18 protein-coding genes and 2 pseudogenes are annotated in these 23,676 nt (G+C 70.7%); 12 read left to right on the forward strand and 8 right to left on the reverse strand.

Annotated features, from left to right (window positions below; translation table 11 throughout):
• Positions 1–4 precede the first annotated feature (4 nt).
• Complete coding sequence (locus MZV50_RS21810; RefSeq protein ID WP_252631431.1) at positions 5–1,570, reverse strand: cytochrome ubiquinol oxidase subunit I; 1,566 nt, start codon at positions 1,568–1,570, stop codon at positions 5–7.
• 125 nt (positions 1,571–1,695) lie between these two features.
• On the opposite strand from MZV50_RS21810, the gene cydD reads away from it, so the two are divergent.
• The 4 genes and pseudogenes from cydD to fixJ all read left to right on the forward strand — a co-directional run bounded on the left by cydD (position 1,696) and on the right by fixJ (position 7,207).
• Positions 1,696–3,342: a thiol reductant ABC exporter subunit CydD gene (gene cydD / locus MZV50_RS21815; protein WP_252635294.1), complete on the forward strand. Its 1,647-nt coding sequence runs from the start codon at positions 1,696–1,698 to the stop codon at positions 3,340–3,342.
• Positions 3,343–3,350: 8 nt separating this feature from the next.
• Positions 3,351–4,951, forward strand: a pseudogene (locus MZV50_RS21820) (ATP-binding cassette domain-containing protein).
• A 143-nt stretch (positions 4,952–5,094) separates the two neighbouring features.
• Entirely contained in the window at positions 5,095–6,588 is a 1,494-nt protein-coding gene (locus tag MZV50_RS21825; protein WP_252631432.1) for a PAS domain-containing sensor histidine kinase, read from the forward strand.
• On the forward strand, positions 6,581–7,207 hold the full coding sequence (gene fixJ, locus MZV50_RS21830) for a response regulator FixJ (protein WP_252631434.1): 627 nt from the start codon (positions 6,581–6,583) through the stop codon (positions 7,205–7,207). Before MZV50_RS21825 ends, fixJ begins: the two co-directional genes overlap by 8 nt.
• A 113-nt stretch (positions 7,208–7,320) precedes the next feature.
• Here fixJ and MZV50_RS21835 read toward each other — a convergent pair whose 3' ends face one another.
• Positions 7,321–7,665: a nucleoside transporter gene (locus MZV50_RS21835; RefSeq protein ID WP_289781884.1), complete on the reverse strand. Its 345-nt coding sequence runs from the start codon at positions 7,663–7,665 to the stop codon at positions 7,321–7,323.
• A 123-nt stretch (positions 7,666–7,788) separates the two neighbouring features.
• Between MZV50_RS21835 and fixK the strand changes: the two genes are divergently transcribed.
• Positions 7,789–8,430 (forward strand): transcriptional regulator FixK, encoded by a 642-nt coding sequence (gene fixK, locus MZV50_RS21840; protein WP_252631436.1) that lies wholly within the window; start codon positions 7,789–7,791, stop codon positions 8,428–8,430.
• On the opposite strand, the gene MZV50_RS21845 is transcribed toward fixK, so the two are convergent.
• Complete coding sequence (locus MZV50_RS21845) at positions 8,427–9,743, reverse strand: MFS transporter (protein ID WP_252631437.1); 1,317 nt, start codon at positions 9,741–9,743, stop codon at positions 8,427–8,429. The genes fixK and MZV50_RS21845 overlap by 4 nt on opposite strands.
• 136 nt (positions 9,744–9,879) lie before the next feature.
• On the opposite strand from MZV50_RS21845, the gene motA reads away from it, so the two are divergent.
• The 3 genes from motA (at position 9,880) to mnmD (ending at position 13,117) form a co-directional block, all read left to right on the forward strand.
• Entirely contained in the window at positions 9,880–10,746 is an 867-nt protein-coding gene (gene motA, locus MZV50_RS21850; protein WP_252631438.1) for a flagellar motor stator protein MotA, read from the forward strand.
• A 108-nt stretch (positions 10,747–10,854) separates the two neighbouring features.
• Positions 10,855–11,184: a hypothetical protein gene (locus MZV50_RS21855; protein WP_252631439.1), complete on the forward strand. Its 330-nt coding sequence runs from the start codon at positions 10,855–10,857 to the stop codon at positions 11,182–11,184.
• Positions 11,185–11,374: 190 nt separating this feature from the next.
• Positions 11,375–13,117, forward strand: coding sequence for a tRNA (5-methylaminomethyl-2-thiouridine)(34)-methyltransferase MnmD (mnmD, locus tag MZV50_RS21860; protein ID WP_252631441.1), 1,743 nt, complete (start codon positions 11,375–11,377; stop codon positions 13,115–13,117).
• 267 nt (positions 13,118–13,384) lie between these two features.
• On the opposite strand, the gene MZV50_RS26530 is transcribed toward mnmD, so the two are convergent.
• Complete coding sequence (locus MZV50_RS26530) at positions 13,385–14,599, reverse strand: OmpA family protein (RefSeq protein WP_289781885.1); 1,215 nt, start codon at positions 14,597–14,599, stop codon at positions 13,385–13,387.
• A 254-nt stretch (positions 14,600–14,853) separates the two neighbouring features.
• Here MZV50_RS26530 and sapA point away from each other — a divergent pair, with 254 nt between their 5' ends.
• Positions 14,854–16,839: a protease SapA gene (gene sapA / locus MZV50_RS21880; protein WP_252631442.1), complete on the forward strand. Its 1,986-nt coding sequence runs from the start codon at positions 14,854–14,856 to the stop codon at positions 16,837–16,839.
• Here sapA and MZV50_RS21885 read toward each other — a convergent pair.
• Genes MZV50_RS21885 through MZV50_RS21895 form a run of 3 tightly spaced genes read right to left on the reverse strand, consistent with a single transcriptional unit; the run spans position 16,836 to position 20,756 of the window.
• On the reverse strand, positions 16,836–18,239 hold the full coding sequence (locus tag MZV50_RS21885) for an amino acid permease (RefSeq protein WP_252631444.1): 1,404 nt from the start codon (positions 18,237–18,239) through the stop codon (positions 16,836–16,838). The two genes, sapA and MZV50_RS21885, sit on opposite strands and share 4 nt — an antisense overlap.
• A gap of 40 nt (positions 18,240–18,279) precedes the next feature.
• Positions 18,280–19,488, reverse strand: coding sequence for a M24 family metallopeptidase (locus tag MZV50_RS21890; protein WP_252631445.1), 1,209 nt, complete (start codon positions 19,486–19,488; stop codon positions 18,280–18,282).
• Complete coding sequence (locus MZV50_RS21895) at positions 19,485–20,756, reverse strand: NAD(P)/FAD-dependent oxidoreductase (RefSeq protein ID WP_252631446.1); 1,272 nt, start codon at positions 20,754–20,756, stop codon at positions 19,485–19,487. The genes MZV50_RS21890 and MZV50_RS21895 overlap by 4 nt, the downstream gene beginning before the upstream one ends.
• A gap of 65 nt (positions 20,757–20,821) precedes the next feature.
• On the opposite strand from MZV50_RS21895, the gene MZV50_RS21900 reads away from it, so the two are divergent.
• The 3 genes from MZV50_RS21900 (at position 20,822) to MZV50_RS21910 (ending at position 23,492) form a co-directional block, all read left to right on the forward strand.
• A complete protein-coding gene (locus tag MZV50_RS21900; protein WP_252631447.1) occupies positions 20,822–21,739 on the forward strand; it encodes a dihydrodipicolinate synthase family protein in 918 nt (305 codons plus the stop codon).
• Between the two features lie 19 nt (positions 21,740–21,758).
• Positions 21,759–22,757 carry a 4-hydroxyproline epimerase gene (locus MZV50_RS21905; protein ID WP_252631448.1) on the forward strand — a complete coding sequence of 333 codons (999 nt, stop codon included), beginning with the start codon at positions 21,759–21,761 and terminating at the stop codon, positions 22,755–22,757.
• A 93-nt stretch (positions 22,758–22,850) separates the two neighbouring features.
• Positions 22,851–23,492 carry a GntR family transcriptional regulator gene (locus MZV50_RS21910; RefSeq protein ID WP_252631449.1) on the forward strand — a complete coding sequence of 214 codons (642 nt, stop codon included), beginning with the start codon at positions 22,851–22,853 and terminating at the stop codon, positions 23,490–23,492.
• 33 nt (positions 23,493–23,525) lie between these two features.
• On the opposite strand, the pseudogene MZV50_RS21915 reads toward MZV50_RS21910, so the two are convergent.
• Positions 23,526–23,651: pseudogene (locus MZV50_RS21915) on the reverse strand (hypothetical protein); the annotation flags it as partial.
• Positions 23,652–23,676 lie beyond the last annotated feature (25 nt).

Consider the following 23,676-nt stretch of genomic DNA (forward strand, 5'->3'; position numbering starts at 1 on the left):
CTCCTCACGCGGTCTGGGGCTCGGGCTCGACCGGTTCCCCGTCCGGGACGGGGTCATGCTGAGCGAACGGGCCCTTCTTGATGGCGCGCAGGATCAGGCCGACCTCGACCACGGCCAGCGCGCCGTACAGCAGGGTGAAGACCGCGATGCTGGTCAGCAGCTGCGGCACGGTCAGGCTGGAGGCGCCCAGGAAGGTCGGCAGCACGCCGTCCACCGCCCACGGCTGACGGCCGACCTCAGCCAGCACCCAGCCCAGCTCGGTCGAAATCCATGGCAACGGGATGGCCGCCACGGCGATGACCAGGAACCACTTGGTGTCGTGCTTGCGCAGGGTGACCAGCACGAAGGCGGTGGCGAACATCAGGATCATCAGCACCCCGATGCCGGCCATGATCCGGAAGCTCCAGAACATCACCGGCACGTTGGGCACCGCGTCCCAGGCGGCCTTCTTGATCAGGTCCGGACTGGCCTGGCGCGGGTCGGGCACATAGCGCTTGAGCAGCAGGGCGTAGCCCAGGTCGCGGCGATGTTCCTCGAAGGTCTGGCGGGCCGCCATGTCCGTCGGATTGGCCTTCAGGGTCTCGACCGCGCCATAGGCGACGACGCCGCTCTCGATGCGGTCCTCGGCCTTGGCCACCAGCTGGAAGATGCCCTCCACAGGCTTGTCGAAGCTGCGGGTGGCGATCAGGCCCAGCACATAGGGGATCTTGACCTCGTAGTGGGTCTCGCGCGCCTTCAGGTCCGGGATGCCGAAGGCGGTCAGGCCGGCTGGGGCGGGCTCGGTGTTCCACATCGCCTCGAGGGCGGCCAGCTTCATTTTCTGGTTGTCGGTCAGGGCGTAGCCGCTCTCGTCGCCCAGCACGACGACCGACAGCGACGAGGCCAGACCAAAGGCGGCGGCCACGGTCATCGACCGCTTGGCCACGCCGATGTGCTTGCCTTTCAGCAGGTACCAGGCCGAGACCCCCAGCACGAACACCGAGGCGATCACGTAGCCCGCGCTGACCGTGTGCACGAACTTGGCCTGGGCCACCGGGTTGAACAGCACGTCGCGGAAGCTGGAGACCTCCATGCGCATGGTGTCGGGGTTGAAGGCGGCCCCCATCGGGTTCTGCATCCAGCCGTTGGCGACCAGGATCCACAGGGCCGACAGGTTGGTGCCCAGGGCGACCATGAAGGTCACGAACAGGTGGCCGACGGGCTTGAGCTTGTCCCAGCCGAAGAACATCAGGCCGACGAAGGTGGCTTCCAGGAAGAAGGCCATCAGCCCTTCGATCGCCAGCGGCGCGCCGAAGATGTCGCCGACATAGTGCGAATAGTACGACCAGTTCATGCCGAACTGGAATTCCATGGTGATGCCGGTCGCCACGCCCAGGGCGAAGTTGATGCCGAACAGCACGCCCCAGAACCGGGTGACCGTTCGCCAGATCGGCCGCTTGGTCATCACATAGATGCTCTCCATGATGACCAGCATGAAGCTGAGCCCCAGGGTGAGCGGCACGAACAGAAAGTGGTATAGGGCGGTGAGCGCGAATTGGAGACGCGACAGGTCGATGACGGCGGGGTCCATGGACAGCTCCGAGACGAACGGCCGATACGATCGGACCGATCGAGGACCTTGTCCTAGACCCGCCCAACCGCCTCATCCTTGATGCGGATCAAGGATCGAGGATGAAGCCAACCTACACTCAACCCATGGCCGCTCGTACAGTACCGTTAGATCGTTTCTCGGCGGCCAAGGCTTGGCTGGGCGGGATCGCCCGGGACAATGGCCCGTTCCTGCGTCCGGCGCAAACACTGACGCTTGCCGACGGCCTGGCCGCGATCGGCTTCGCCGCCGGCCTGGCGTTCGGCGTCGACGCCATCGCCAACCGTCGCGGCGCCGCGGCCTTGAGCCTCTGGCTGGCCTTGGTGCTGGCCGCCATGGTCGCGCGCGGCCTGCTGGCGCGCGCTGCTGGAACGGCCGGGGCCCGCGCCGCCGCTTCGGCCAAGGCGGGTGTGCGCGCCAACGTCGCTCGCGCCATCTTTTCGGGTCCGCGCCGCCCCGCCGGCGAGGCGACGACCGCCCTGGTCGAGGGCGTCGAGGCGCTGGACGGACATTTCGCCCGCTTCCTGCCCGCCCGCCTGGCCGCCGCCGCCCTGCCCTTGGCCCTGATCGCCGTCGCCGCGATCGCCAGCCCGATCAGCGCCGCGATCCTGCTGGCCGCCCTCGTCCCCTTCATCGGGGCCATGATCCTGGCCGGCTCGGCCGCCGCCGCCGAGTCGCGGGCCCAGTTCGTGGCCCTGGAGCGGCTGTCGGCCCTGTTCCTGGACCGCGTCCGCGCCCTGCCCGTGGTGCTGGCCTTCCAGGCCGAGGGGACGACGACCAGCGCCCTGAGACGCTCGGCCTCCGAGCTGGCCGAGCGGACCATCAAGGTGCTGCGGGTAGCCTTCCTGTCATCGGCGGCGCTGGAGTTCTTCGCCGCCCTGTCGGTGGCCCTGGTGGCGGTCTATTGCGGCTTCAACCTGCTGCGCCTGCTGCCCTTCCCCGTGCCCGAGACCCTGGACCTGAAGCGCGCCTTCTTCGTCCTGGCCCTGGCGCCGGAGGTCTACGCCCCGATGCGCCGCCTGGCCGCCGCCTATCACGACCGTCAGGCCGCCGAGGCCGCCGCCGTCCGCCTGTCGACTTTCGAACCGCCTCTGCCCAAGCTCGCTGTCGCGCCGCTGCCCCCCATTTCCTTGGGCAAGGCCCCGGAGATCCGCTTCGAGGGCGTCAGCGTCCGCTATCCCGACGCCGACGCGCCAGCGCTGGACGGTTTCTCCCTCACGGCTCCGGCCGGAACCATCACCGCCCTGGTCGGGGCCAGCGGCGCGGGCAAGAGCTCGCTGCTGAATCTCTTGCTGGACCTGGCCCCGCTGACCGGTGGGCGGATCCTGGTCGACGGGGTCGAACGCCCCGACCTTTCGGCCGACATCGCCTGGGCCGGCCAGGCGCCGCTGATCCTGCCCGCCTCGATCGCCGACAACATCGCGCTCGCACGCCGCGACGCCAGCCGCGCCGAGATCGCGACGGTCGCCAGAGCCGTCGGCCTGGTCCTCGACCGTTCCGGCGGCCTGGACTTCGTGCTGGACGAACGCGGCTCGGGCCTGTCGGGCGGCGAGCGTCGCCGCCTGTCCCTGGCCCGCGCTCTCTTGAAGCCCGCTCCGATCCTGCTGCTGGACGAGCCGACCGCCAATCTCGACGCCAAGGCCGAAGCCGAGCTGCTGGCCGCCATCCGCGCGGCCACCAAGGGCCGCACCACCCTGATCGCCACCCATTCCGAAGCCCTGGCCGCGCTCGCCGACCAGGTGATCCGCCTGTGACCAAGCCCGTGAACAGTCCCCTCGAAGACCTGATCCGCGCCCAGAAGCGCGAACGCGCCGGGGCCCTGTGCCTGGCGATCCTGAGCGCGATCGTGCTGGGCGCCGCCTCGACCCTGCTGCTGGGCCTGTCGGGCTGGTTCATCGTCGCCAGCGCCGTGGCCGGCGCGGCCGGGCTGGCGGCGGCCCAGGCGTTCAACGTGCTGCTGCCCGGGGCCATGATCCGGCTGCTGGCCATCTTGCGCACCGCCGCCCGTTACGGCGAGCGGCTGTCGGGCCACGCCGCCGCCCTGCGGGCCCTGGCCGCCATCCGGCCGGCGGTGTTCGCCAGCCTGGCCGCCGCGCCGCCGCGCGAGGCCCTGGCCCTGTCGCGCGGCGAGGCCTCGGCCCGGCTGGTGCAGGACGTCGACGCGGTCGAGACCCGCTTCGTCCGCCTGTCGGCCCCGTGGAGCGCCGTCGCCGGGCTGCTGGCCGGCTGGATCCTGGCCGCCCTGGCCGGCTGGCCGCCGGCGATCGTCATCATCCTGGCGGCGGGCGCCGCGGTGTTCTCGGCCCAGGCCCTGGCCCGCCGGTTCTCGGCCCCGCTCGCGCCGCCGTGCAGGCCAGGGTCGGCAGGCTGAAGGACACCGCCGCCGCCCTGGTCGCCGCCTCGGCCGAGCTGCGCGCCTACGGCCTGGAGGCCTGGGCCGGCCAGACCCTGGACGCCAAGGCCGCCGACCTGGACGCCGCCCGACTGGACGCGGCCCGCGCCCAGGGGCTGATCGTCGCCGCCCAGGCCGTGATCCTGGGCGCGGCGGTCGCCGCCGCCGTCGCCTGCGCCGCCCCCGCTGGCGCGCCCCTGGCCGCCCTGGCGGGCCTGGCCGCGGCCATGAGCGTCGAGGCCATGGCGGGCCTGGCCCTGGCCTTCGACCAGTCCGGCGCGGCCGCCGAAGCCCGCCGGCGGCTGGACGCCATCCTGCGCCACCAACCCCGGGCAACCGCCCCGGCGCCCTCCAGCCTGTCGCTGCTGGGCCAGACCCTGGGTTCCAGCGAGCGCCTGGCCGTGGTCGGCCCCTCGGGCTGCGGCAAGACCACCGCCATCGAGACCCTGCTGGGACTCAGTCGCCTGGACGGTGACGGCGACGCCTCGGCCCGCGCCGCCATCGCCTGGTTGCCGCAGGACGCCGGCCTGATCGCCGGCACGGTGCGCGACAACCTGCGCCTGGCCGCGCCCAAGGCGACCGACGCCATGCTGTGGGATGTCCTGGAGGACGCCGCCCTGGCCGACCGGATCCGCGCCGCGCCCGAGGGCCTCGGCGCCTGGCTCGGCGACGACGGCGAGCGGCTGTCGGGCGGCGAGCGCCGCCGCCTGGCCCTGGCCCGCGCCTATCTGCGCGACGCCGCCTGGCTGGTGCTGGACGAGCCGACCGAAGGGCTGGACGCGGCCACCGAGGCCAAGGTGGTGGAGCGCCTGAAGGCGCGCCTGGACCGCACCGGCCAGGGCCTGATCCTGGTCAGCCACCGGCCGGCCCCGACGGCGATCTGCCAGCGGCGGGTGGAGATGGGCGGCGCGCCTCAAACTCCCGTCTCGCCGGCGAAAGCCGGGGCCCAGATCGAACCCACGAACGTCTGAGCGCCAGGCGCCGAGGTCACTCGCGAACGCCCCAAACGCTCATGCTGAATCTGGGCCCCGACTTTCGTCGGGGAAGCGGAGTAGGAGACTACGCATAACCCCCGCCTTGACCCCCAGCGAACCTCGACGGCTATAACCACGCCATGAAACCCGCCCGAGGCCTGTCCTCGACCCTGTTCAGTGATCCTCGCCCCAGCGCCTATCTGGCGGCCTTCGCGGCCGTGACGGCGACCGGGGTGGCGCGGCTGTACCTGCCCGAGGCCTTCACCGCGCCGTCGTCATTCCTGCTGTTCGTGCCGGCGGTGCTGATCGCCGCCGCCTTGGGAGGCCTGGGCCCCGGCGTCTTCGCCACCACCTTCGCCTGGGGCAGCGTCTGGTGGGTGACGCGCGACATCCCGTTCAACCTGGTCAGCGGCATCTGCGCGGCGACCTTCCTGTCGGTCGGCTTCGGCATGGCCGTGGGCGGTGGCTGGTTCCACGCCGCGCGGCGGCGGGCGGCGGCGATCAACGACCACCTGCGCTCGATCCTCGACACCGTGCCCGACGGCGTGGTGGTCATCGACCGCGACGGCCTGATGACCTCGTTCAACCCCGCCGCCGAGCGGATGTTCGGCTGGACCGCCGCCGAGGTGCTGGGCAAGAACGTCAGCCTGCTGATGCCCGCGCCGGACGCGGCCGATCACGACGGCTACATCCACCGCTACCACGCCAGCGGCGACAAGCGGATCATCGGCGTCGGCCGCGTCGTGGTCGGGGCGCGCAAGGACGGCTCGACCTTCCCGATGGAGCTGGCGGTCGGCGAAACCCGGGGGCCCACGCCCTCGTACACCGGCTTCATCCGCGACCTGACCGAGACCCAGAAGACCGAGACCCGCCTGCAGGAACTGCAGAACGAGCTGGTCCACGTCTCGCGCCTGACGGCCATGGGCGAGATGGCCTCCACCCTGGCCCACGAGCTGAACCAGCCGCTGTCGGCGATCGCCAACTTGCTGACCGGCTCGCGCCGGCTGATCGATCGGGGCCGCGAGGCCGACCAGACCAAGGTGCGCGACGCCATCGACCGCGCCGCCACCCAGGCCCTGCGGGCCGGTGAGGTCATCCACCGCATGCGCGACTTCGTCCGCCGGGGATCCAGCGAGCGCGGGCCCGAGAGCCTGTCCAAGCTGATCGAGGAGGCTTCCGCCCTCGCCCTGATCGGCGAGAAGGACCGCCAGGTCGACGTGCGCCTGGCCCTGGATTCCACGGCCGACGCGGTGTTCGCCGACCGCGTCCAGGTGCAGCAGGTGCTGCTGAACCTGATCCGCAACGGCATCGACGCCATGTACGACGGCGAGGCCCGCCGCCGCGCCCTGGTCATCACCACCGAGGTGACCGACGAGGGCTGGTCGCGGGTCAGCGTCGCCGACACCGGCCCCGGCATCGCGCCCGAGGTGCTGGAGCGCCTGTTCCAGCCGTTCATGACCACCAAGCCGCAGGGCATGGGGGTGGGCCTGTCGATCTCGCGCTCGATCATCGAGGCGCACGGCGGCCGCATCTGGGCCGAGGCCAATCCGGGCGGCGGGGCCCTGTTCCGCTTCACCCTGCCGCCCGCCGAACAGCACGCCCCCGCCCACCACGAGGAGACCATCGATGAGTGACGCCCCTTCCTCGGCGCCCCAGGTCGCCCATGTCGTCGACGACGACGAGAGCGCCCGCGAGTCGCTGGCCTTCCTGCTGGAGTCGGCCGACTTCGAGGTCGTGGCCTATCCCAGCGCCCCGGCCTTCCTCGAGGCCCTGCCCGCCGCCAAGCCGGGGGTGATCATCACCGACGTGCGCATGCCGGAGATGAGCGGCCAGGAACTGGTCGCGCGGCTGGCGGCGCTGAAGGTGCGCATGCCGATCGTCATGATCACCGGCCACGGCGACATTCCCATGGCGGTCGAGGCCATGCGTTCAGGCGTGGTCGACTTCATCGAGAAGCCGTTCAGCGACGCGCGCATGCTGGACGCCCTGGAGCGGGCCCTGAAGGCGGCCGAGACGTCGCCCGTGACCGACGACCAGGCCGCCATCCTGCACCGCCTGGAAACCCTGTCCGAGCGCGAGCGCCAGGTGCTGGACGGCGTCGTCGCCGGCCACGCCAACAAGGTCATCGCCCGCGAACTGGGCATCAGTCCGCGCACCGTCGAGATCTACCGCGCCAAGCTGATGACCAAGATGCAGGCCGATAACCTGGCGGCCCTGGTCCGGATGACCCTGTCGGCGCGGGGGAATGGCTAGGCAAACTCAATCCTCCCCCAACGGGGGAGGTGGCGCGAAGCGCCGGTGGGGGAAGGACTTGCCGAACCTCAGCTGCGTTTCCCCCTCCGTCGGCTGCGCCGACACCTCCCCCGCTAGGGGGAGGATCTGTGGAGCACTTCGCTCAGCCGCTCGCTCAGCGCATCCCCCAGCAGCGGCTTTTCCACCAGCGACACGCCGCGCACGCCCCGGCGGAGGAAACGGGGGATGTCACCGGTCAGGACGATGGTCGGCGTCCCGCCTAGGTCGGGCCAGACCGCCGCGTCGTCGTCGATGATCACCGCCGCCACCGGCCGGCCGTCCGGACGCTCGGCGACGGCGTAGCCCTCGATTTCCAGCGAGAAGCCCAGGGCCTCGCGCAGAGGCTCGTCGCCGACGAGGAGCAGGATCAGGGGACGATCGCACATGACCCGCAGCATGCGCCGCCGCGGTCTGGACACCTTGATCCCCCTCAAGAATGGCCTCGTCCGTAGGGCCGCCTAAGGAGGTTTCCTTAGGAGGGTTTCCCGAATTTCGACTCCTCGGGAAAAGGCGCAAGACCCTTGCAACAAAGGGGTCTTTCCATGCTGTCTCCGATCCGCATCGACACCGTTTCCGCGCTCGACGCCGTGCTGGCCATTCCTGGCGCCTGCCCGCGCTTCTGCCGCGACGAGGAGATCTTCGGCGAGGGCGAAAGCGCCGACTACGTCTACCAGGTGGTGTCGGGCGCGGTGCGCACCCACCGCCTGCTGCGCGACGGCCGCCGGCAGATCGACGAGTTCCACTTCGCCGGCGACTATTTCGGCCTGGAGCTGGGCGAACTGCATCGCGTCAGCGCCGAGGCCATGTGCGACGCCAGCATCCGCCTGATCCGCCGGGGCGCGCTCAGCGACCTGGCCGCCCGTCGCGGTGACGCCGCCCGCGCCATACTGCGCCTGACCGCCGAAGGTCTGCAGCGCAGCCAGGACCACGTGCTGATGCTGGGCCGCCGCTCGGCCATCGAGCGCGTCGCCGGCCTCTTGCTGGACATCGCCGAGCGCACCAACGCCCGCGCCGAACTGGACGTGCCGATGAGCCGCCAGGACATGGCCGACTATCTTGGTCTGACCATCGAGACCGTCTCGCGCACCCTGACCAGCCTGCAGGACGAGGGCCTGATCGCCCTGCCGTCGGTGCGGCACGTGGTGCTGAAGGACCGCCGCGCGCTGGAGCGGATGACGGCCTAGACCCCGCCCTCGTCCGAGCGCTCCAGTCCCGCGATCGTCGCCTCTTCCCGCGCGCCGCCCTGGGTGACCGCGCGCAGCACCGCCTGGCGCAGGGCGTAGGCCAGCATGGCCGCCAGGATCATCGCGTTCAGCACGAACGGTCCCCAGCCGACCTGCTCGTAGAGCAGCACGAACAGCGGGGCGACCACCACGTTCAGGCCGTTGATCGCGGCGATGGCCCCGGCCGCCCCGGCCTGGTCCTTGGCGTCCACCGACAGCGAGGCCCCCGCCGTGAAGCCCGGCCGGGCGAAACCGTAGCCCAGACTGGCGATCGCGTAACCGATCGCGACGCCCGCGTAGTCCGGCGCGAAGGCGACGACGATATTGCCCACGGCCGCGCAGCCGACGCCCCAGCGCATCAGGTCGCGCGGGCCCATCCGGAACATGCGGATCAGCCCCCACTGGGCCAGCAGGCTGGCCACCGCGCCCGCCGCCATGGCCAGGGTGATGAAGCCCTGGGCCTTGACCGGCGGCAGGCCCAGCTTGTCGATGATCAGGAAGCCCAGGGTCTGGGTCTGGGCCGTCTGGCACGCGGCCACCAGAAAGCCGAAGATCAGGAAGGGCTTGAGGCGCGGGTCCTTCCACAGGGCCGCGCCTTCGCCGCGCCAGGGCAGGCCGACCCGGCGACGACGCGGCGGGGTCTCGCCGCGTCCGGGCTTGAAGGTCTCGGGCAGGCCGCGATGGACGACGACCAGCATCACCGCCGCCATGGCCGCGAAGGCGAACATCGGCCCGGCCAAACCCACGATGGGGAGCACGAACAGCGGCGCCAGCAGCGGCCCGACCACCGTGCCCAGGCCGAAGGCGCCGGCCAGGGTTGCCATGGTCTGGGTGCGCTCGTCGCGGCTGGTGCGCTCGGCCATATAGGCCTGAGTGGCCGGATTGGCCGCCGAGCCGAAGCCGCCGAACAAGGCGCGCGCCATCAGGAACAGCCCGAAGATCACCATTGGCGGCGCCAGATGATGCAGCCCGGCCGAGACCACCAGCCCGCACAGCGTCATCGACACGCAGAAGCCGGAAAGGCCCAGCATGATCAAGGGCTTGCGTCCGCGCAGATCCGACTGCCGCGCCCACAACGGCGAGGTCACCGCCCACAGCACGGCCGAGAGGGAGAAGATGCCCGCGACCAGGGCGTCGGGGATGCCGATCTGGCGGCCGATGGCGGGGAGGACCGACAACATGCCGTTGTTCCCCATCGCCGTCGCGACCGACACGGCGAAGAGGATGGCGAACGGGCCGCGGTTATCCCGGGCTTCCTTGGACTCCCCAGTCATCAAACAACTGTTAGAGCCTGTAGGCGCCGCGCGCAATGTGCCGCAGGTCACAGCGCAAGACCCCGGTTTCACGGGAACCTTGGATTAATGATTAAAACGGATGATGCCCCGTCATTCTCGGGGTCGGCCTAACCACATGTTCCAGATCATCGGCATCGTGATGCTCTTCGCCATGGTGTTCGGCAGCTACCTGATGGGTGGCGGCAAGCTGGACGTCATCATCGAAGCCGCCCCGCACGAACTGATGGCCATCCTCGGCGCGGCCGTGGCCGCCTTCCTGATCTCCAACTCGATGGTCGTGATCAAGGGCACGGCCGCCGGCATGGGCAAGATCTTCAAGGGCCCCAAGTGGAAGCCGGCCGACTATCGCGACCTGCTGTCCCTGCTGTTCCTGCTGACCAAGACGATGAAGTCCAAGGGCGTCATCGCCCTGGAAAGCCACATCGAGAAGCCGCACGAGAGCACGATCTTCGCCCGCTATCCGAAGGTCACCCACGACCACTTCGCCGTCGACTTCATCTGCGACACCCTGCGGATGATGACCATGAACCTGGAGGACCCCCACCAGGTCGAGGACGCGATGGAAAAGCAGCTCGAGAAGCACCACCACGAGGCGCTCGAGCCGGCCCACGCCCTGCAGAGCATGGCCGACGCCCTGCCCGCCCTGGGCATCGTCGCGGCCGTGCTGGGCGTCATCAAGACCATGGGCTCGATCACCGAACCGCCGGCCGTCCTGGGCGGCATGATCGGCGGCGCCCTGGTCGGCACCTTCCTGGGCGTGTTCATCGCCTATGGCATCGTCGGCCCGATGGCCACGCGCCTGCAGGCCGTCGTCAACGAGGACGGCGCCTTCTACAAGATCATCCAGTCGGTGCTGGTGGCCCACCTGCACGGCAACGCCGCCCAGATCTCGGTCGAGATCGGCCGCGGCAACGTCCCTTCGCCCGCCCAGCCCAGCTTCGCCGAGCTGGAAGAAGCCCTGGCGCAGATCCCGCCCGAATAGTCCGGACCGGCCGAGGTTAGCGCCTCGTAACTTGCGCGGGCGATCCGAACCGGTATTCCTTCGCCCGAAGCCGTCGTCGACAAGGCGACCGTCGCCAAGGGAAGTCCGATGAACACCAGCATGCTCCGCAAGTTCCTGATCGCCGGCCTGGCCGTCTCGGCCCTGTCGCTGGCCGCCTGCGGCGGCAAGCATGAGGAAGCCGGCGCCGACGACGCCGCCGCCAAGGCCGCGGCCGCCGACGCCTCGACCGTGACCGACGCCGCCTCGGCCAAGGACCAGGCCGCCGCCGACGCCAACAAGGCCGCCGCCGACGCCGCGGCCGCCCCGGCCGATCCCGCCGACGCCGCCGCCCAGACCGCCGCCGACGCGGCCGCCACCGGCGCGACCTCGGCCCCGGCCGACGCGCCCAAGCCGGAAGAGAAGAAGGCGGCGCACTAGGCCAACAAAGCCCCGATCTTCCCGGCGAAAGCCGGGACCCAGGTCGAACCCAGAGCGCCGTGCGGCTTCGCGCGGCGCTCTTTCGCATTCACGTCTAAGGCTCCGGATGAATCTGGGCCCCGGCTTTCGCCGGGGAGACGGGGGTTGAAAGAGCCTTGACCCCGCCCCCCGCCAGCGCTCTAGCAGCCGCATGACCCCCACCACCCCATCGCCGCTGATCTGGCGCGAGGACGGCCTGCCGCAGTCCAGCCTGTACGGCGACGTCTATTTCTCCAGCGTCGACGGCCTGGCCGAGACGCGGGCGGTGTTCCTGGCCGGCTGCGGCCTGCCCGAACGGTTCGCCGAGCGCCGCGACTTCGTGGTCGGCGAGCTGGGCTTCGGCTCGGGCCTGAACATCGCCGCCCTGCTGGGCCTGTGGCGCGGGGCGAAACCCGAAGGCGGCAAGCTCCACATCTTCTCGATCGAGGCCCATCCGCTGGATCGCGACGAGGCCGCGCGGATCCTGGCCCACTGGCCGGAGCTGGGCGAGGCGGCGCAAGTGCTGCTGGACCACTGGCCCGGCCGCGCGCGCGGCTTTCACCGCATCGACCTGCCCGGCTTCGACGCCGTGCTCGACCTGGCGGTGATGGACGTGGTCGAGGCGCTGGAGGCCTGGGACGGGGCGGCCGACGCTTGGTTCCTGGACGGCTTCTCGCCCGCCCTCAACCCGGCCATGTGGCGCGAGGAGGTGCTGGCCGCCGTCGCCGCGCGCTCGGCCCCCGGGGCCCGCGCCGCGACCTTCACCGTGGCCGGGGCCGTGCGACGCGGGCTTTCAGCCGCCGGTTTCGAGGTCGCCAAGCGTCCCGGTTTCGGCCGCAAGCGCGAGCGGCTGGAGGCCTGGTTGCCGGATGCTCGCGAAACCGCGCCACGCCCGGCCAGCCTGGCCGTGATCGGCGGCGGGATCGCCGGCGCCAGCCTGGCCCGCGCCGCCCGCGCCGAGGGCCTCTCCGTCACCGTGATCGACGATCCGGACGGCGTGGCCGCCTCGGGCAATCCGGCCGGCCTGGTCACCCCCGCCCTCGACGCCGGCGGCGGCCCGCGCGCGGCCCTCTACGCCCAGGCCTTCGCCCGCGCCGTGACGCTGTACGAGGCCATGCCCGAGGCGATCGTCGCCCGCGAGGTGCTGCAACTGCCTCAGACCGAGCGCGATCCGGCCCGTTTCGCCACGGTCGCGGGCCAGGACCTGTTCGAGCCCGGAACCATGGCCGTGACCGACGCCCACGCCATGGCCATGCGCGCGGCGCTGGTGGTCGAGCCGCCGGCGATCACCGCCGCCTGGTCCGGCGCGGTCATCCGCCGCCGGGTCGCCCGGCTGGAACGCGACGGGGACGGCTGGCGGCTGCTGGACGGCGCCGGCGCGCTGATCGTGCGCGCCGACCGCGTGGCCCTGGCCGGCGGCGCGGACACGAACGCCCTGGCCCCGGACCTTCCGCTTGCCCCGGTGCGCGGCCAGGCCAGCTGGACCGACGGAGTCTCGACCCGGCCCACGGCGTTCGGCGGCTATGCGGTCCCGACCCGGACGGGGGTGCTGTTCGGCGCCACCCACGACCGGGGCCAGACCGCCGTTGACGTCCGGCCCGAGGATCACGACCGCAACCTGGCGACCCTGGCCAAGGGCCTGCCGGACCTGGCCGAGCAACTGGCGGGACGGACGTTCGAGGGCCGCGCGGCGGTGCGCGCCACCACGGCCGATCGCCTGCCGCTGGCGGGACTTCGCCAGGACGGCGTGCTGGTGCTGACGGGGCTGGGCTCGCGTGGCCTGTGCCTGGCGCCGCTGCTGGCCGAGCATCTGGTCGCCAGGATGCTGGACGTCCCCTCGCCGCTGCCGCGCGTTTTGTCGCAGTGGGTCGAAGCTGCTCGTTTCGACTCGCGCGTCCCGGGCGTCGGCGTATAGTCGAACACGGTTATAGGAGCGTCGCGGGCGGCCCCTTTCCGTGCCCGGCGCCACCGAACCCACGTCAGGTTGGCGCCCTCAAGCCGGCCGCGTGACGGCGGTCCTCCGCCCTCTTGGTCCGCCGGAATTGGACGCTCCCGACGCCCCATCGGGAGCGTCTTTTCGTTTCTCCTCCCCCGTGAAACGGGGAAGCATGACTCCAGACAAGGCTTGGGGGCCGGCCCTAAGGCCGACCCCCAATCACCCCACCAATCTAGTTTCTTATTTTTAGAACGTGATCGACACCGTCGAGCGGCGGTTCAGCGGTTCCTTCACGCCGTCGCCGGTGGCGACCGCAGGATCCTTTTCACCCTTCCAGTCGACCGCCAGAGCCGTGGCGTTGACGCCCAGGCTGACCAGGCCATCGGCGACGGCCTTGGCGCGGCGTTCCGAGAGCTTCTGGTTGTAGCGATCCGAACCCGAGGTGTCGGTGTGACCCGTCACGACGATCTTCGAAGCGCCGCCACCCTTGGCGTATTCAGCCGCTTGCTGGACCACGGCCTGGGCTTCCGGCGTCAGCACGTACTGATCGAACGGGAAGTAGACCACGAACTCGCGGGCCTCGTAGGCCGGAGCGGCCGGAGGCGGCGGCGGCGGCGGCGGGGGAGGCGGCGGGGGCGGCGGGGGCGGAGGCGGCGGAGGCGGCGGGGGCGGGGGCGGAGGCGGCGCCGACCCGAAGGTGTAGCGCAGACCCAGGGTCACCGAGGTGTCCTTGTACTTGCCCGAGAAGGTGCCGACGTCGGTGATCGTGCCACCGGGAGGGCCGGCGTTCTGGGTCACCGAACCCCAGTCGAGCTTCTTGGTTTCCAGGTAGCGGCCGGTCAGGTCCAGCGACCAGTTGGTGGCGAAGTTCCAGCCCAGGCCGACGATGCCTTGGTAGGCGAACGCCTGATCGACGTCGTCGAAGCTGGTGTTCTGGAAGCGGGCCGCGCCGGCCGGAACGCCCGACAGCTGGCCGTAGACCTTGTTGTGCACCCAAGCCGTACCGGCGCCGACGCCGACGAACGGGTTGAGGGCCGAGTTCGGCGCGAAGTCATAGATGACGTTGGCCATCAAGGTCGAAGCCTTGAACTTGCCCACCGGCTCGCCGCAGTCCGGCGAAGAGGCCGAGCGACCGACGCCGGCGGTGCAGAGGCCGATCGGCTGAGCGCCCGACAGGCCGTTGCCGCGCACGCCCTGGATGTCGCTGGGGCGATAGCCGTACTCGGCTTCCACGCGCCAGTTCGGGGTGAACTTGTAGCCCAGGCGCCCAAAGGCCGACCAATCATGGTCGCTGCCGAAGTTCCACTGATAGCCGTTCGAGGACGTGGCCTTGACGTCCTTCGGCTCGTGGTAGCCGGCGTCCGCCGCGACGTAGAAGCCGCTCGTGGCGCTTTGAGCCAGGGCGCCCGAGGCGGCGCTCAGCGCAACCGCCGCGACGCCAACCAGCAACCGCATTTTCATCTCAATACCCTCTCTACAAAATGTCGCGGGCCCGACTTGTCCCGGCGCTCAGCACGACAAACGCGCCATGTCCGGAATCGGGTGTTGCTTTTGAGCCACAAGCGCTGGCCAAACAGAAAATTATGGCGCCGCCCGCCATCATCCAGCGACGCTTAGCTTGGCCGAAGAACTGCGATCACTTGTCGCAAATAGCCGAGATTGCAGGAGAAATTTCTTTTGGTCATACTCCCGGCGAGGGCGCGTGGAGTTTCGTCGTGAGTGTTGAACCGTTTCCTCTGGCGTCTGACGATTCCGCGGTGATCGCGGGCGGCGACACGCCCAACGCCTTCGTCAACGCCGACTCCCGCGCGGGGGTCGTGGCCGGCAAGACCAGCCTGACCGTCGACCAGGCCGCCTCGCAGCTGCTGCGCGGCGAGCCCGGCTGGTCGGCGGCCCTGAACACCGCCTTCACGGTGACCTATGCGTTCCGCGCCACCGCGCCAACCAGCATGCCCAGCGACACCAGCGGTTTCTCGCAGTTTTCCGCCACCCAGATCCTTCAGGCCGAAAAGGCGCTGCAGGCCTGGTCGGACGTGGCCAACATCACCTTCGTCCGCGTCGGCGAGGGAACCGGGGCCAGCGCCTACAGCAACAACGCCGCCATCCTGTTCGGCAACTACAGCTCGGGCGAGTCCGGCGCGGCCGCCTTCGCCTACTATCCCGGCAACGTCACGGCCAGCAGCATCTCGGGCGACGTCTGGATCAATTCCAGCCTCGGCTACAACGCCAACCCGACGGGCACGAACTACGGCGGCATGGTGCTGGTCCACGAGCTGGGCCACGCGATCGGCCTGGCCCACCCGGGCGACTACGACGCCGACGCCAACACCACCCTGACCTACGCCGCCAACGCCGGCTATTACGAGGACAGCCGCCAGTACACGGTGATGTCGTACTTCGGCGAGAGCAACACCGGCGGCGCGTTCGGCGGGGTCTACGCCTCGGCCCCGCTGCTGGACGACATCGCCGCGGCCCAGCTGGCCTATGGCGCCAACATGACCACCCGCACGGGCGACACGGTCTACGGCTTCAATTCCAACGCCGGGCGCGACGTGTTCAGCGCCACGAGTGCGTCGAGCAAGCTGGTCTTCGCCGTCTGGGACGCCGGCGGGACCGACACCTTCGACTTCACGGGCTACAAGGTCGCCCAGACCATAGACCTGCGCCCGGGCTACTTCTCCAGCGTCGGCGGCTCGACCGGCAACGTCACCATCGCCATCGGCGCGACGATCGAGAACGCCATCGGCGGGTCGGCGGCCGACACCATCAACGGCAACGCCGTCGCCAACCGCATCACCGGCGGCCAGGGCAGCGACGTGCTGGACGGGGGCGCGGGGCTGGACACCGCCGTCTATGCCGGCAAGTCCGCCACCTATGTCATCACCGCCAGGAGCGACGGCGGCTGGTCGGTCAAGGACAGCGCCTCGACCGACACCGACAGCGTCATCAACATCGAGAACCTGGCGTTCTCGGACCGCACGGTCTGGCTGGTCGACAGCCGCGTCGCCGCCGCCATGACCAGCGTCCTGCGCCTGAACGCCCTCAGCGCCAGCGCCGAGGCGACGACCAAGAGCCTGGCCACCGCCATGGCCTCGGGAACCAGCTATGCGGACGCCCTGACCCTGGTGACCAAGGCGGCGACCTCGACCAGCGCCGTGGCCGTGCTGTCCTACCAGTTCTTCACCGGCAAGACGCCCGGCGCGGCCGGCATGGACTTCCTGGTCAATCCGGACGGCGTCAACGCCACCAACCTGAACAGCGCCTACTACCAGTCGTTCAACGACGCCAACCGCTACATCAACTTCGCGGTGAACCTGGGCAAGAACGGCGAGGGCGCGGCCGCCTTCTCCGCGGCCTATGGCGGCCTGTCGCTCTATGACGCGACCAAGAAGGCCTATGCCGTGGTCTTCGGGGCGACGCCGACCGACCAGAAGGTCCACGACATGCTGGACGTCAGCTTCACCCTGAACGGCGTCGTCATGACCCGGGCCGACTACCTGGCCTCTTACGGCGGCGACGGCCTGGGCGGCCTGGGGACCAAGGCGGCCGTGGTCGGCTTCCTGCTGGCCGCCGCCGAGAGCGAGCATGTCGGCGTCTACGCCAAATCGGCCGACGCCCTGTTCGCCGACCAGGTCACGCACAACGTCTATGGCGTCGACCTGATCGGGACCTACGCCAAGCCGGAGTACAATCTGACCTAGGCCAGCAGGCTGGTCCGCCGGCTGTAGGCCAGATAGACGATCAGCCCGATCACGTTCCAGGCCAGGAAGCGGATCAGCGTGCCCATCGGCAGGCTGGCCATGAAGTAGAGGCAACCCACCACCGCCAAGGGCGCGACGATCCAGGCCGCCGGGCAGCGGAACAGGCGCGGCAGGTCGGGCCGACGCACGCGCAGCACCATCAGGCACACCGCCACGCAGATGAAGGCCAAGAGGGTGCCGGCGTTGGACAGCTCGGCGATCTGATCCAGCGGCAGGAAGCCGCCGACCACCGCCACCACCGCGCCGGTGATCAGGGTCAGGGTGACCGGCGCGCCGCTCTTGGCGTGCAGCTTGCCCAGGTTGCGCGGCAGCAGGCCGTCGCGCGCCATGACGAAGAACACCCGGGTCTGGCCGAACATCATCACCAGGATGACGCTGGGCAGGGCGATGATCGCGGCGGCGGCGATGCCGAAGGCGGCGGCCGGATGGCCCAGGCCCCGCAGGATGAACGCCAGCGGCTCGCCCGAGCGGGCGAACTCGGCATAGGGCCAGGCCCCGACCGCGCAGGCGGCGACCAGCATGTAGATGATGGTGCAGATGATCATCGAGCCGATGATGCCGATGGTCAGGTCGCGCTTGGGGTTCTTGACCTCCTCGGCCGAGGTCGACACCGCGTCGAAGCCGAAGAAGGCGAAGAACACGATGGCGGCCGCCGCCATCACCCCGCGCGGATGGCCACCCTCGGTATGGGCCGCGAAGCCATAGGGCATGAACGGCGTGAAGTTCTGGCCCTTGATGGCCGTGAAGGTCAGGGCGACGAACACCGCCAGGGCGACGATCTTGATGACCACCAGGAAGATGTTCAGCGTGGCGCTCTCGCGCGCGCCCTTGGCCAGCAGGGCGGTGACCGCCAGGGTGATCAGCACGGCGGGCAGGTTGATGATCCCGCCGGCGTGGGGGCCCGCCAGGATCTCGGGCGGCAGGCTGATCCCCGCGCTCTTCAGCAGGCCGACCATGTAGCCCGACCAGCCGACCGCCACGGCCGCGCAGGTGACGGCGTATTCCAGCACCAGACTCCAGCCGACGATCCAGGCCAGGCCCTCGCCCAGCACGGAATAGGCATAGGTGTAGGCGCTGCCGGCGGCGGGGATCAGGGTCGCGACCTCGGCATAGGCCAGGGCGGCGAACACGCACAGGACCCCGCAGGCGGCGAAGGCCAGGATCACCGCCGGCCCGGCGCGCTCGGCGCCGATGCCGGTCAGGGTGTAGATCCCGGTGCCGATGATCGCGCCGATGCCCAGGGCCAGCAGGTGCGGCCACGACAGGGTCGGCTTCAGCCGGCGATCGGCCTCGACCGCAACGATCGCGTCCAGCGCCTTGCGGCGGGTCCAGAAACTCATGTGATCTCCCCCAGGAACGAATGTGGCCGGCGGCCCGCGGTCAGGCCTCGCCGAACGGCGCGTCGATCGAGGGCGAGGGCTGGGTGAACCAGGCCGCGCCGTCCTCGGTGACATGGAAGTGGTCTTCGAGCCGCACGCCGAACCGGTCGGGCAGCACGATCATCGGCTCGTTGGAAAAGCACATGCCCGGCGCCAGCGGCGTACGGTCGCCGCGCACCAGATAGGGCCCCTCGTGGATCGACAGGCCGATGCCGTGGCCGGTGCGGTGCGGCAGGCCCGGCAGGGCGTAGTCGGGACCCAGGCCGTGGCGCTCCAGCACCTGGCGGGCGGTCTGGTCGATGACCTCGCAGGGCACGCCCGGACGCACGGCGGCGAAGGCGGCGGCCTGGGCCTCGTGCTCGATGTCCCAGATCCGGCGATGCTCGTCGCCGGGCTCGCCGAAGGCATAGGTGCGGGTGATGTCGGCGTTGTAGCCCTCGACCTGGCAGCCGGTGTCGATCAGCACCAGGTCGCCCTCTTCCAGGGCCTGGTCGCCGGGCAGGCCGTGCGGATAGGCCGTGGCCAGGCCGAACTGCACCGCGCAGAAGCTGGAGCCGCCGTCGGCGCCCGCCGCGCGGTGGGCGGTGTCGATGAAGCGCTTGACCGCGCTGGCGGTGATCCCCGCCGCCAGGATCGCCCCGGCCCGACGGTGGACGTCCAGGGTGATGGCCTTGGCGTAGCGCATCAGCGCCAACTCGGCCGGCGACTTCACGCCTCGGCAGCCGTCGATGACCGGCGTGGCGTCGGTCGCCTTCAGGGACGGCGCGACCTTGCCCAGGGCGCTGAACAGCAGGAACGGCGCGGCGGGATCCAGGGCCAGCGTGTCGGCCCCGACCTCGGACAGGGCGCGGGCCACCAGGGCGGCCGGGTCCTCGTGCTCCTGCCACAGGCGGATATCGGCCTCGATCTTCAGGTCGGCTTGCAGCGAGCCCAGCTCGAAGCCCGGGCAGATCATGATCGGTCGCCCGCGAAGCGGCAGCAGCAGGGCCACCAGCCGCTCGGTCGCGCCCCAGGGCACGCCGGTGAAATAGCGCAGGCTGGTCCCGGCCCCGACCAGCAGGGCCTGGGCGCCCAGGGCGGCGGTCAGGCGCCGCGCCTTTTCCAGCCGCGCCTCATACTCGGTGACCGTGATGGCCGGCGGACGCCCGGGCCGGGGCGAAAGGCCCGCCAGTTGCGCGTCCATGGTCGAACCGCCGACGCCCAGGGTCATGGGTTGCTCCTCGTCTTGTATCCGCGCTCGAACCGGGCCAGGTCGAACGGCGCCAGGTCGATCCCCGCCGCCGCGCCGCCCATCAGGGCCGCGACCCACTCGCCGGTCGTCGCCGCCAGGGTCAAGCCCAGATGCTGGTGCCCGAACGCATAGTAAAGATTGTCGGCCCGCCGACTGGCGCCGATGGCCGGAAGATAGTCGGGCAAGGTGGGCCGGGCGCCCATCCATTCGGCGACGGGACCTTCCAGGCGCACGTCCAGTTCGGACAGATGCCGCCGCAGCCGGGCCCACTTGCGCGGATCGGGCGGCGAGGCCTCGCGGCCGAACTCGACGAAGCTGGCGGCCCGCAGGCGATCGCCGAACCGGGTCAGGATCATCGACCGATCCTCGAACACCACCGGCGGCAGGTCGTCCCAGTGGTCGGCCCCGCCCTCGAGGTGATAGCCACGCTCGGCGATGATCGGCGCCGCATGGCCCAGGCCGCGCATCAAGGCGCCGGAGCCGACGCCGCCGGTCACCAGCACCCGCTCGGGCGCCAGCCGCTGGCCGTCGCTCAGCTCGACCGCCACGCGGCCGTCGACGACCGATAACCGCCGAGCCTGGCCGATCCGCCGCTGGCCGCCGGCGGCCTCGAAGGCCTCGTCCAGCAGGCGCAGCATCAGGGCCGGGTTGCTGACCTGGCCGGTGTTCTGGAAGGCGACGCCGCCCGCGATCGCCGGCTGGATCAGCCGCTGCAGCCGCGCCTGGGTCGGCTCGGCCAAGGACGTCAGCCGGGCCTGGCCGATGTCGGCTGCCTCCCAGGCCGCGCGTCCGGCGCGGGCGGTGGCGGCGCTCTCCCAGACCACCAGGTGGCCGCGCTCGACCAGCAGGTCGGGGCGTCCCAGGCTCTCGGCCAGGCGCCGCCAAGCCGGCAGGGCGTCGCGCAACAGCGCGCTCAGCGCCTGTTGTCCGCGCGCCGCGCCGTCAGGTGTCGAGGCCGCCACGAAACGGGCCGCCCACGGCCCCCAGGCGCCGATGTCGGACAGCCGGAAATCCAGGGCGCCGCCCAGGCCGAACAGGCGGCGGAACGCCGAGGCCAGGGCGGCCGGCGAGGCCAGGGGCGCGGTCTGCTCGGTGGCGATGTGGCCGGCGTTGCCATACGAGGCCGGAGGCGACGCGCCTTGCGGATCGAGCAGGGTCACGGACTCGCCGGCGCGCCGCAGCGCCAGGGCGCAGACCTTGCCGACCACGCCACCCCCGACCACCAAGGTTCCCGACTTCCTGTCCACCCAGGCTTTACCTCCGCCGCTCCATTTCGTATACAGTATCCGAAGCAGCCGGAGGTGCAAGGCGTATGAGTTCCATGAATTGGTCGGGCGTGTTCCCGGCCGCCACGACCCAGTTCAATCCTGACCTGACCATCGACATCGACGCCAGCCAGCAGGTGCTGGACGCTTTGATCCGGGATGGCGTGCATGGTCTGGTGGTGCTGGGCACCTGCGGCGAGAACAACTCCCTGGAGCCCGACGAGAAGCGCACCCTGCTGAAGGCCGCCGTCGAGGTGGTGGCCGGCCGCGTGCCGATCATCGTCGGCGTCTCGGAGCTGACCACGACCCGCGCCGCGGCCTTCGCCAAGGACGCCGAGACCCTGGGCGCCAACGCCCTGATGGCCCTGCCGGCCATGGTCTACGTGCCGACCGAAGCCGAGCTGGAAGCCCACTTCCGCACGGTCGCCCAGGCCTCGGGCCTGCCGATCATGCTCTACAACAACCCGCCGGCCTACCGCGCGGCCATCACCCTGGGCGTGCTGACCCGCCTGGCCGACGAGCCGACCATCGTGGCGGTCAAGGAAAGCGCGCCCGACACGCGTCGCTTCACCGATCTGGCCCGCGCGTTCGGCGAGCGGTTCATCCTGATGGCCGGCCTCGACGACGTCGCGCTGGAAGGCCTGCTGCTGGGCGCCCGAGGCTGGATCTCGGGCCTGACCAGCGCCTTCCCGCAAGAGTCGGTGGCCCTGGTCGCCGCCGTCGATCGCGGCGACCTGGAAGAGGCGCGTCGCATCTATCGCTGGTTCATGCCGCTGCTGCACCTGGACGCCGAGCACGACCTGGTCCAGTCGATCAAGCTGGCCGAGACGATCATGGGTCGCGGGACCGAACACGTGCGCCTGCCGCGCCTGCCCCTGGCCGGCACCCGCCGCGCCCAGGTCGTCGCCATGGTCGAGGAAGCCGCCGCCACCCGGCCGGTGCTGGCCTCGGCCGCTGCGGCCTAGCGCTCTAAAGAGGAAGTCCATGCGTCACACGTTCTTCTGCGTCGACGGCCACACCGCCGGCAATCCGGTGCGTCTGGTGGCCGGCGGCGCGCCGCTGCTGCGCGGCGACACGATGAGCGCCCGACGACAGGACTTCCTCGCCCGCTTCGACTGGATCCGCACCGGCCTGATGTTCGAGCCGCGCGGCCACGACATGATGTCGGGCGGCTTCCTGTATCCGCCGACCCAGGACGACTGCGACGCCGGCATCCTGTTCATCGAGACCAGCGGCTGCCTGCCGATGTGCGGCCACGGCACGATCGGCATCGTCACCTTCGCCCTGGAGAACGGCCTGGTCACCCCGCGCGAGCCGGGCAAGCTGCGGCTGGAGGTGCCGGCCGGGGTCATCGACATCACCTACCAGACCTCGGGCGCCCGGGTCACGGCCGTCAAGATCCGCAACGTCCCGGCCTATCTGGCCCAGGAAGGGATCCAGATCGACGTGCCGGGCTTCGGCCCGCTGACCGTCGACGTCTCGTACGGCGGCAACTTCTACGCCATCGTCGAGCCGCAAGGCCCCTACACCGGCATCGACGCCCTGGGCGCGGCCGAGATCCTGCGGCTCAGCCCGATCATCCGGACCCTGGTGCGCGAGGCCTACGAGCCGGTGCATCCGCTGGACCCGACCATTCGCGGGGTCAGCCACGTGCTGTGGGCCGACGCCCCGCGCGCCCCGGACGCCGACGGCCGCAACGCGGTGTTCTACGGCGACCGCGCCATCGACCGCAGCCCCTGCGGCACCGGCACCTCGGCCCGCCTGGCCCACCTGGCGGCCAAGGGCAAGCTGGAGGTCGGCGACGCCTTCGTCCATGAAAGCATCATCGGCAGCCGCTTCATCGGGCGCGTCGAGGCGCAAACCGAGCTGGCCGGGCAGAAGGCGATCATCCCCTCGATCGAGGGCTCGGCGATCGCCACGGGCCACAATATCCTCTGGATCGACCGCGCCGATGCGTTCTGGGCCGGTTTTCAGGTGATCTAGACTCCCGCCGCCCGGTGGGCGACGGTATACGATAACGCCTCCTGCATCGCGGAGGGGCGCTCGCCGCCCGCCAAAGAGATCTATCGCGCGCCTATGAACATCGTCGTCCGCTCGCTGTCCGACCAGACCTACGAGATCGTCCGCCGCCGCATCCTGGTCGGGGCGATGCAGCCGGGGACCGCCGTACGCCAGGATGTCATCGCCGCCGAGCTGGGCGTCAGCAAGATCCCGCTGCGCGAGGCCCTGGGCCGGCTGGAGCAGGACGGCCTGCTGAAGTCCTATCCCAATCGCGGCTACGTCGTGCGCGACCTGTCGACCGACGAGGCCAGCGAGGTCTTCGCCCTGCGCCTGAAGCTGGAGCCGGGCGCGGTGGCCGAGGCCTGCGTCCGGGCCACGCCCGAGGACCACGCCGCCGCCGAGGAGGCCCTGGCCGCCCTGGAGGCCGAGCTGGCCAAGCCCGACGGCGACCATGTCAGCTTCAACCGCGCCTTCCACCTGGCGATGATCCGCCCCGGCGGCCACATCACCTTCCAGCTGATGGAACGCCTGCAGATCCTAGCCGAGCGCTATGTGCGGGTGCACCTCGAGCCCAACGGCCGCGACGAACGCGCCAGCCGCGAGCACCGCGAGATCCTCGACGCCTGGATCCGCGGCGACGCCAAGGCCGTCGAAGCCCTGACCGCCAACCACATCCGCGGCACGCTGTCCGACCTGAAGCAGCAGTTGGCGGGGTGAGCGGCTTTCCGGAAGGAAGGCCAATCCACAACCGGTGTCATCCCGGAAGCCTCGCAGAGGCATCCGGGACCCAGGGGCCAAGCCCTGTGCGGTTGCCCCTGGGTCCCGGCTCTCCGCTTCGCTGCGGCCGGGATGACACGGTGAAATGCTTCGCCCCAGTGGAGCGTCGCCCCCTCGCCTTCAG

It is taken from the genome of Caulobacter segnis, assembly GCF_023935105.1.
Lineage (GTDB): Bacteria > Pseudomonadota > Alphaproteobacteria > Caulobacterales > Caulobacteraceae > Caulobacter > Caulobacter segnis_B.

What these genes read in the sequence shown, in the direction of transcription:
- motA (WP_252631438.1), top strand. Translation starts at nt 9,880, where the DNA reads ATGTTCCAGATCATCGGCATCGTGATGCTCTTCGCCATGGTGTTCGGC.
- MZV50_RS21910 (WP_252631449.1), top strand. Translation starts at nt 22,851, where the DNA reads ATGAACATCGTCGTCCGCTCGCTGTCCGACCAGACCTACGAGATCGTC.
- MZV50_RS21825 (WP_252631432.1), top strand. Translation starts at nt 5,095, where the DNA reads ATGAAACCCGCCCGAGGCCTGTCCTCGACCCTGTTCAGTGATCCTCGC.
- fixK (WP_252631436.1), top strand. Translation starts at nt 7,789, where the DNA reads ATGCTGTCTCCGATCCGCATCGACACCGTTTCCGCGCTCGACGCCGTG.
- mnmD (WP_252631441.1), top strand. Translation starts at nt 11,375, where the DNA reads ATGACCCCCACCACCCCATCGCCGCTGATCTGGCGCGAGGACGGCCTG.
- fixJ (WP_252631434.1), top strand. Translation starts at nt 6,581, where the DNA reads ATGAGTGACGCCCCTTCCTCGGCGCCCCAGGTCGCCCATGTCGTCGAC.
- MZV50_RS21900 (WP_252631447.1), top strand. Translation starts at nt 20,822, where the DNA reads ATGAGTTCCATGAATTGGTCGGGCGTGTTCCCGGCCGCCACGACCCAG.
- MZV50_RS26530 (WP_289781885.1), bottom strand. Translation starts at nt 14,599, where the DNA reads ATGAAAATGCGGTTGCTGGTTGGCGTCGCGGCGGTTGCGCTGAGCGCC.
- MZV50_RS21905 (WP_252631448.1), top strand. Translation starts at nt 21,759, where the DNA reads ATGCGTCACACGTTCTTCTGCGTCGACGGCCACACCGCCGGCAATCCG.
- MZV50_RS21855 (WP_252631439.1), top strand. Translation starts at nt 10,855, where the DNA reads ATGAACACCAGCATGCTCCGCAAGTTCCTGATCGCCGGCCTGGCCGTC.
- MZV50_RS21885 (WP_252631444.1), bottom strand. Translation starts at nt 18,239, where the DNA reads ATGAGTTTCTGGACCCGCCGCAAGGCGCTGGACGCGATCGTTGCGGTC.
- MZV50_RS21890 (WP_252631445.1), bottom strand. Translation starts at nt 19,488, where the DNA reads ATGACCCTGGGCGTCGGCGGTTCGACCATGGACGCGCAACTGGCGGGC.
- MZV50_RS21845 (WP_252631437.1), bottom strand. Translation starts at nt 9,743, where the DNA reads ATGACTGGGGAGTCCAAGGAAGCCCGGGATAACCGCGGCCCGTTCGCC.
- cydD (WP_252635294.1), top strand. Translation starts at nt 1,696, where the DNA reads ATGGCCGCTCGTACAGTACCGTTAGATCGTTTCTCGGCGGCCAAGGCT.
- MZV50_RS21810 (WP_252631431.1), bottom strand. Translation starts at nt 1,570, where the DNA reads ATGGACCCCGCCGTCATCGACCTGTCGCGTCTCCAATTCGCGCTCACC.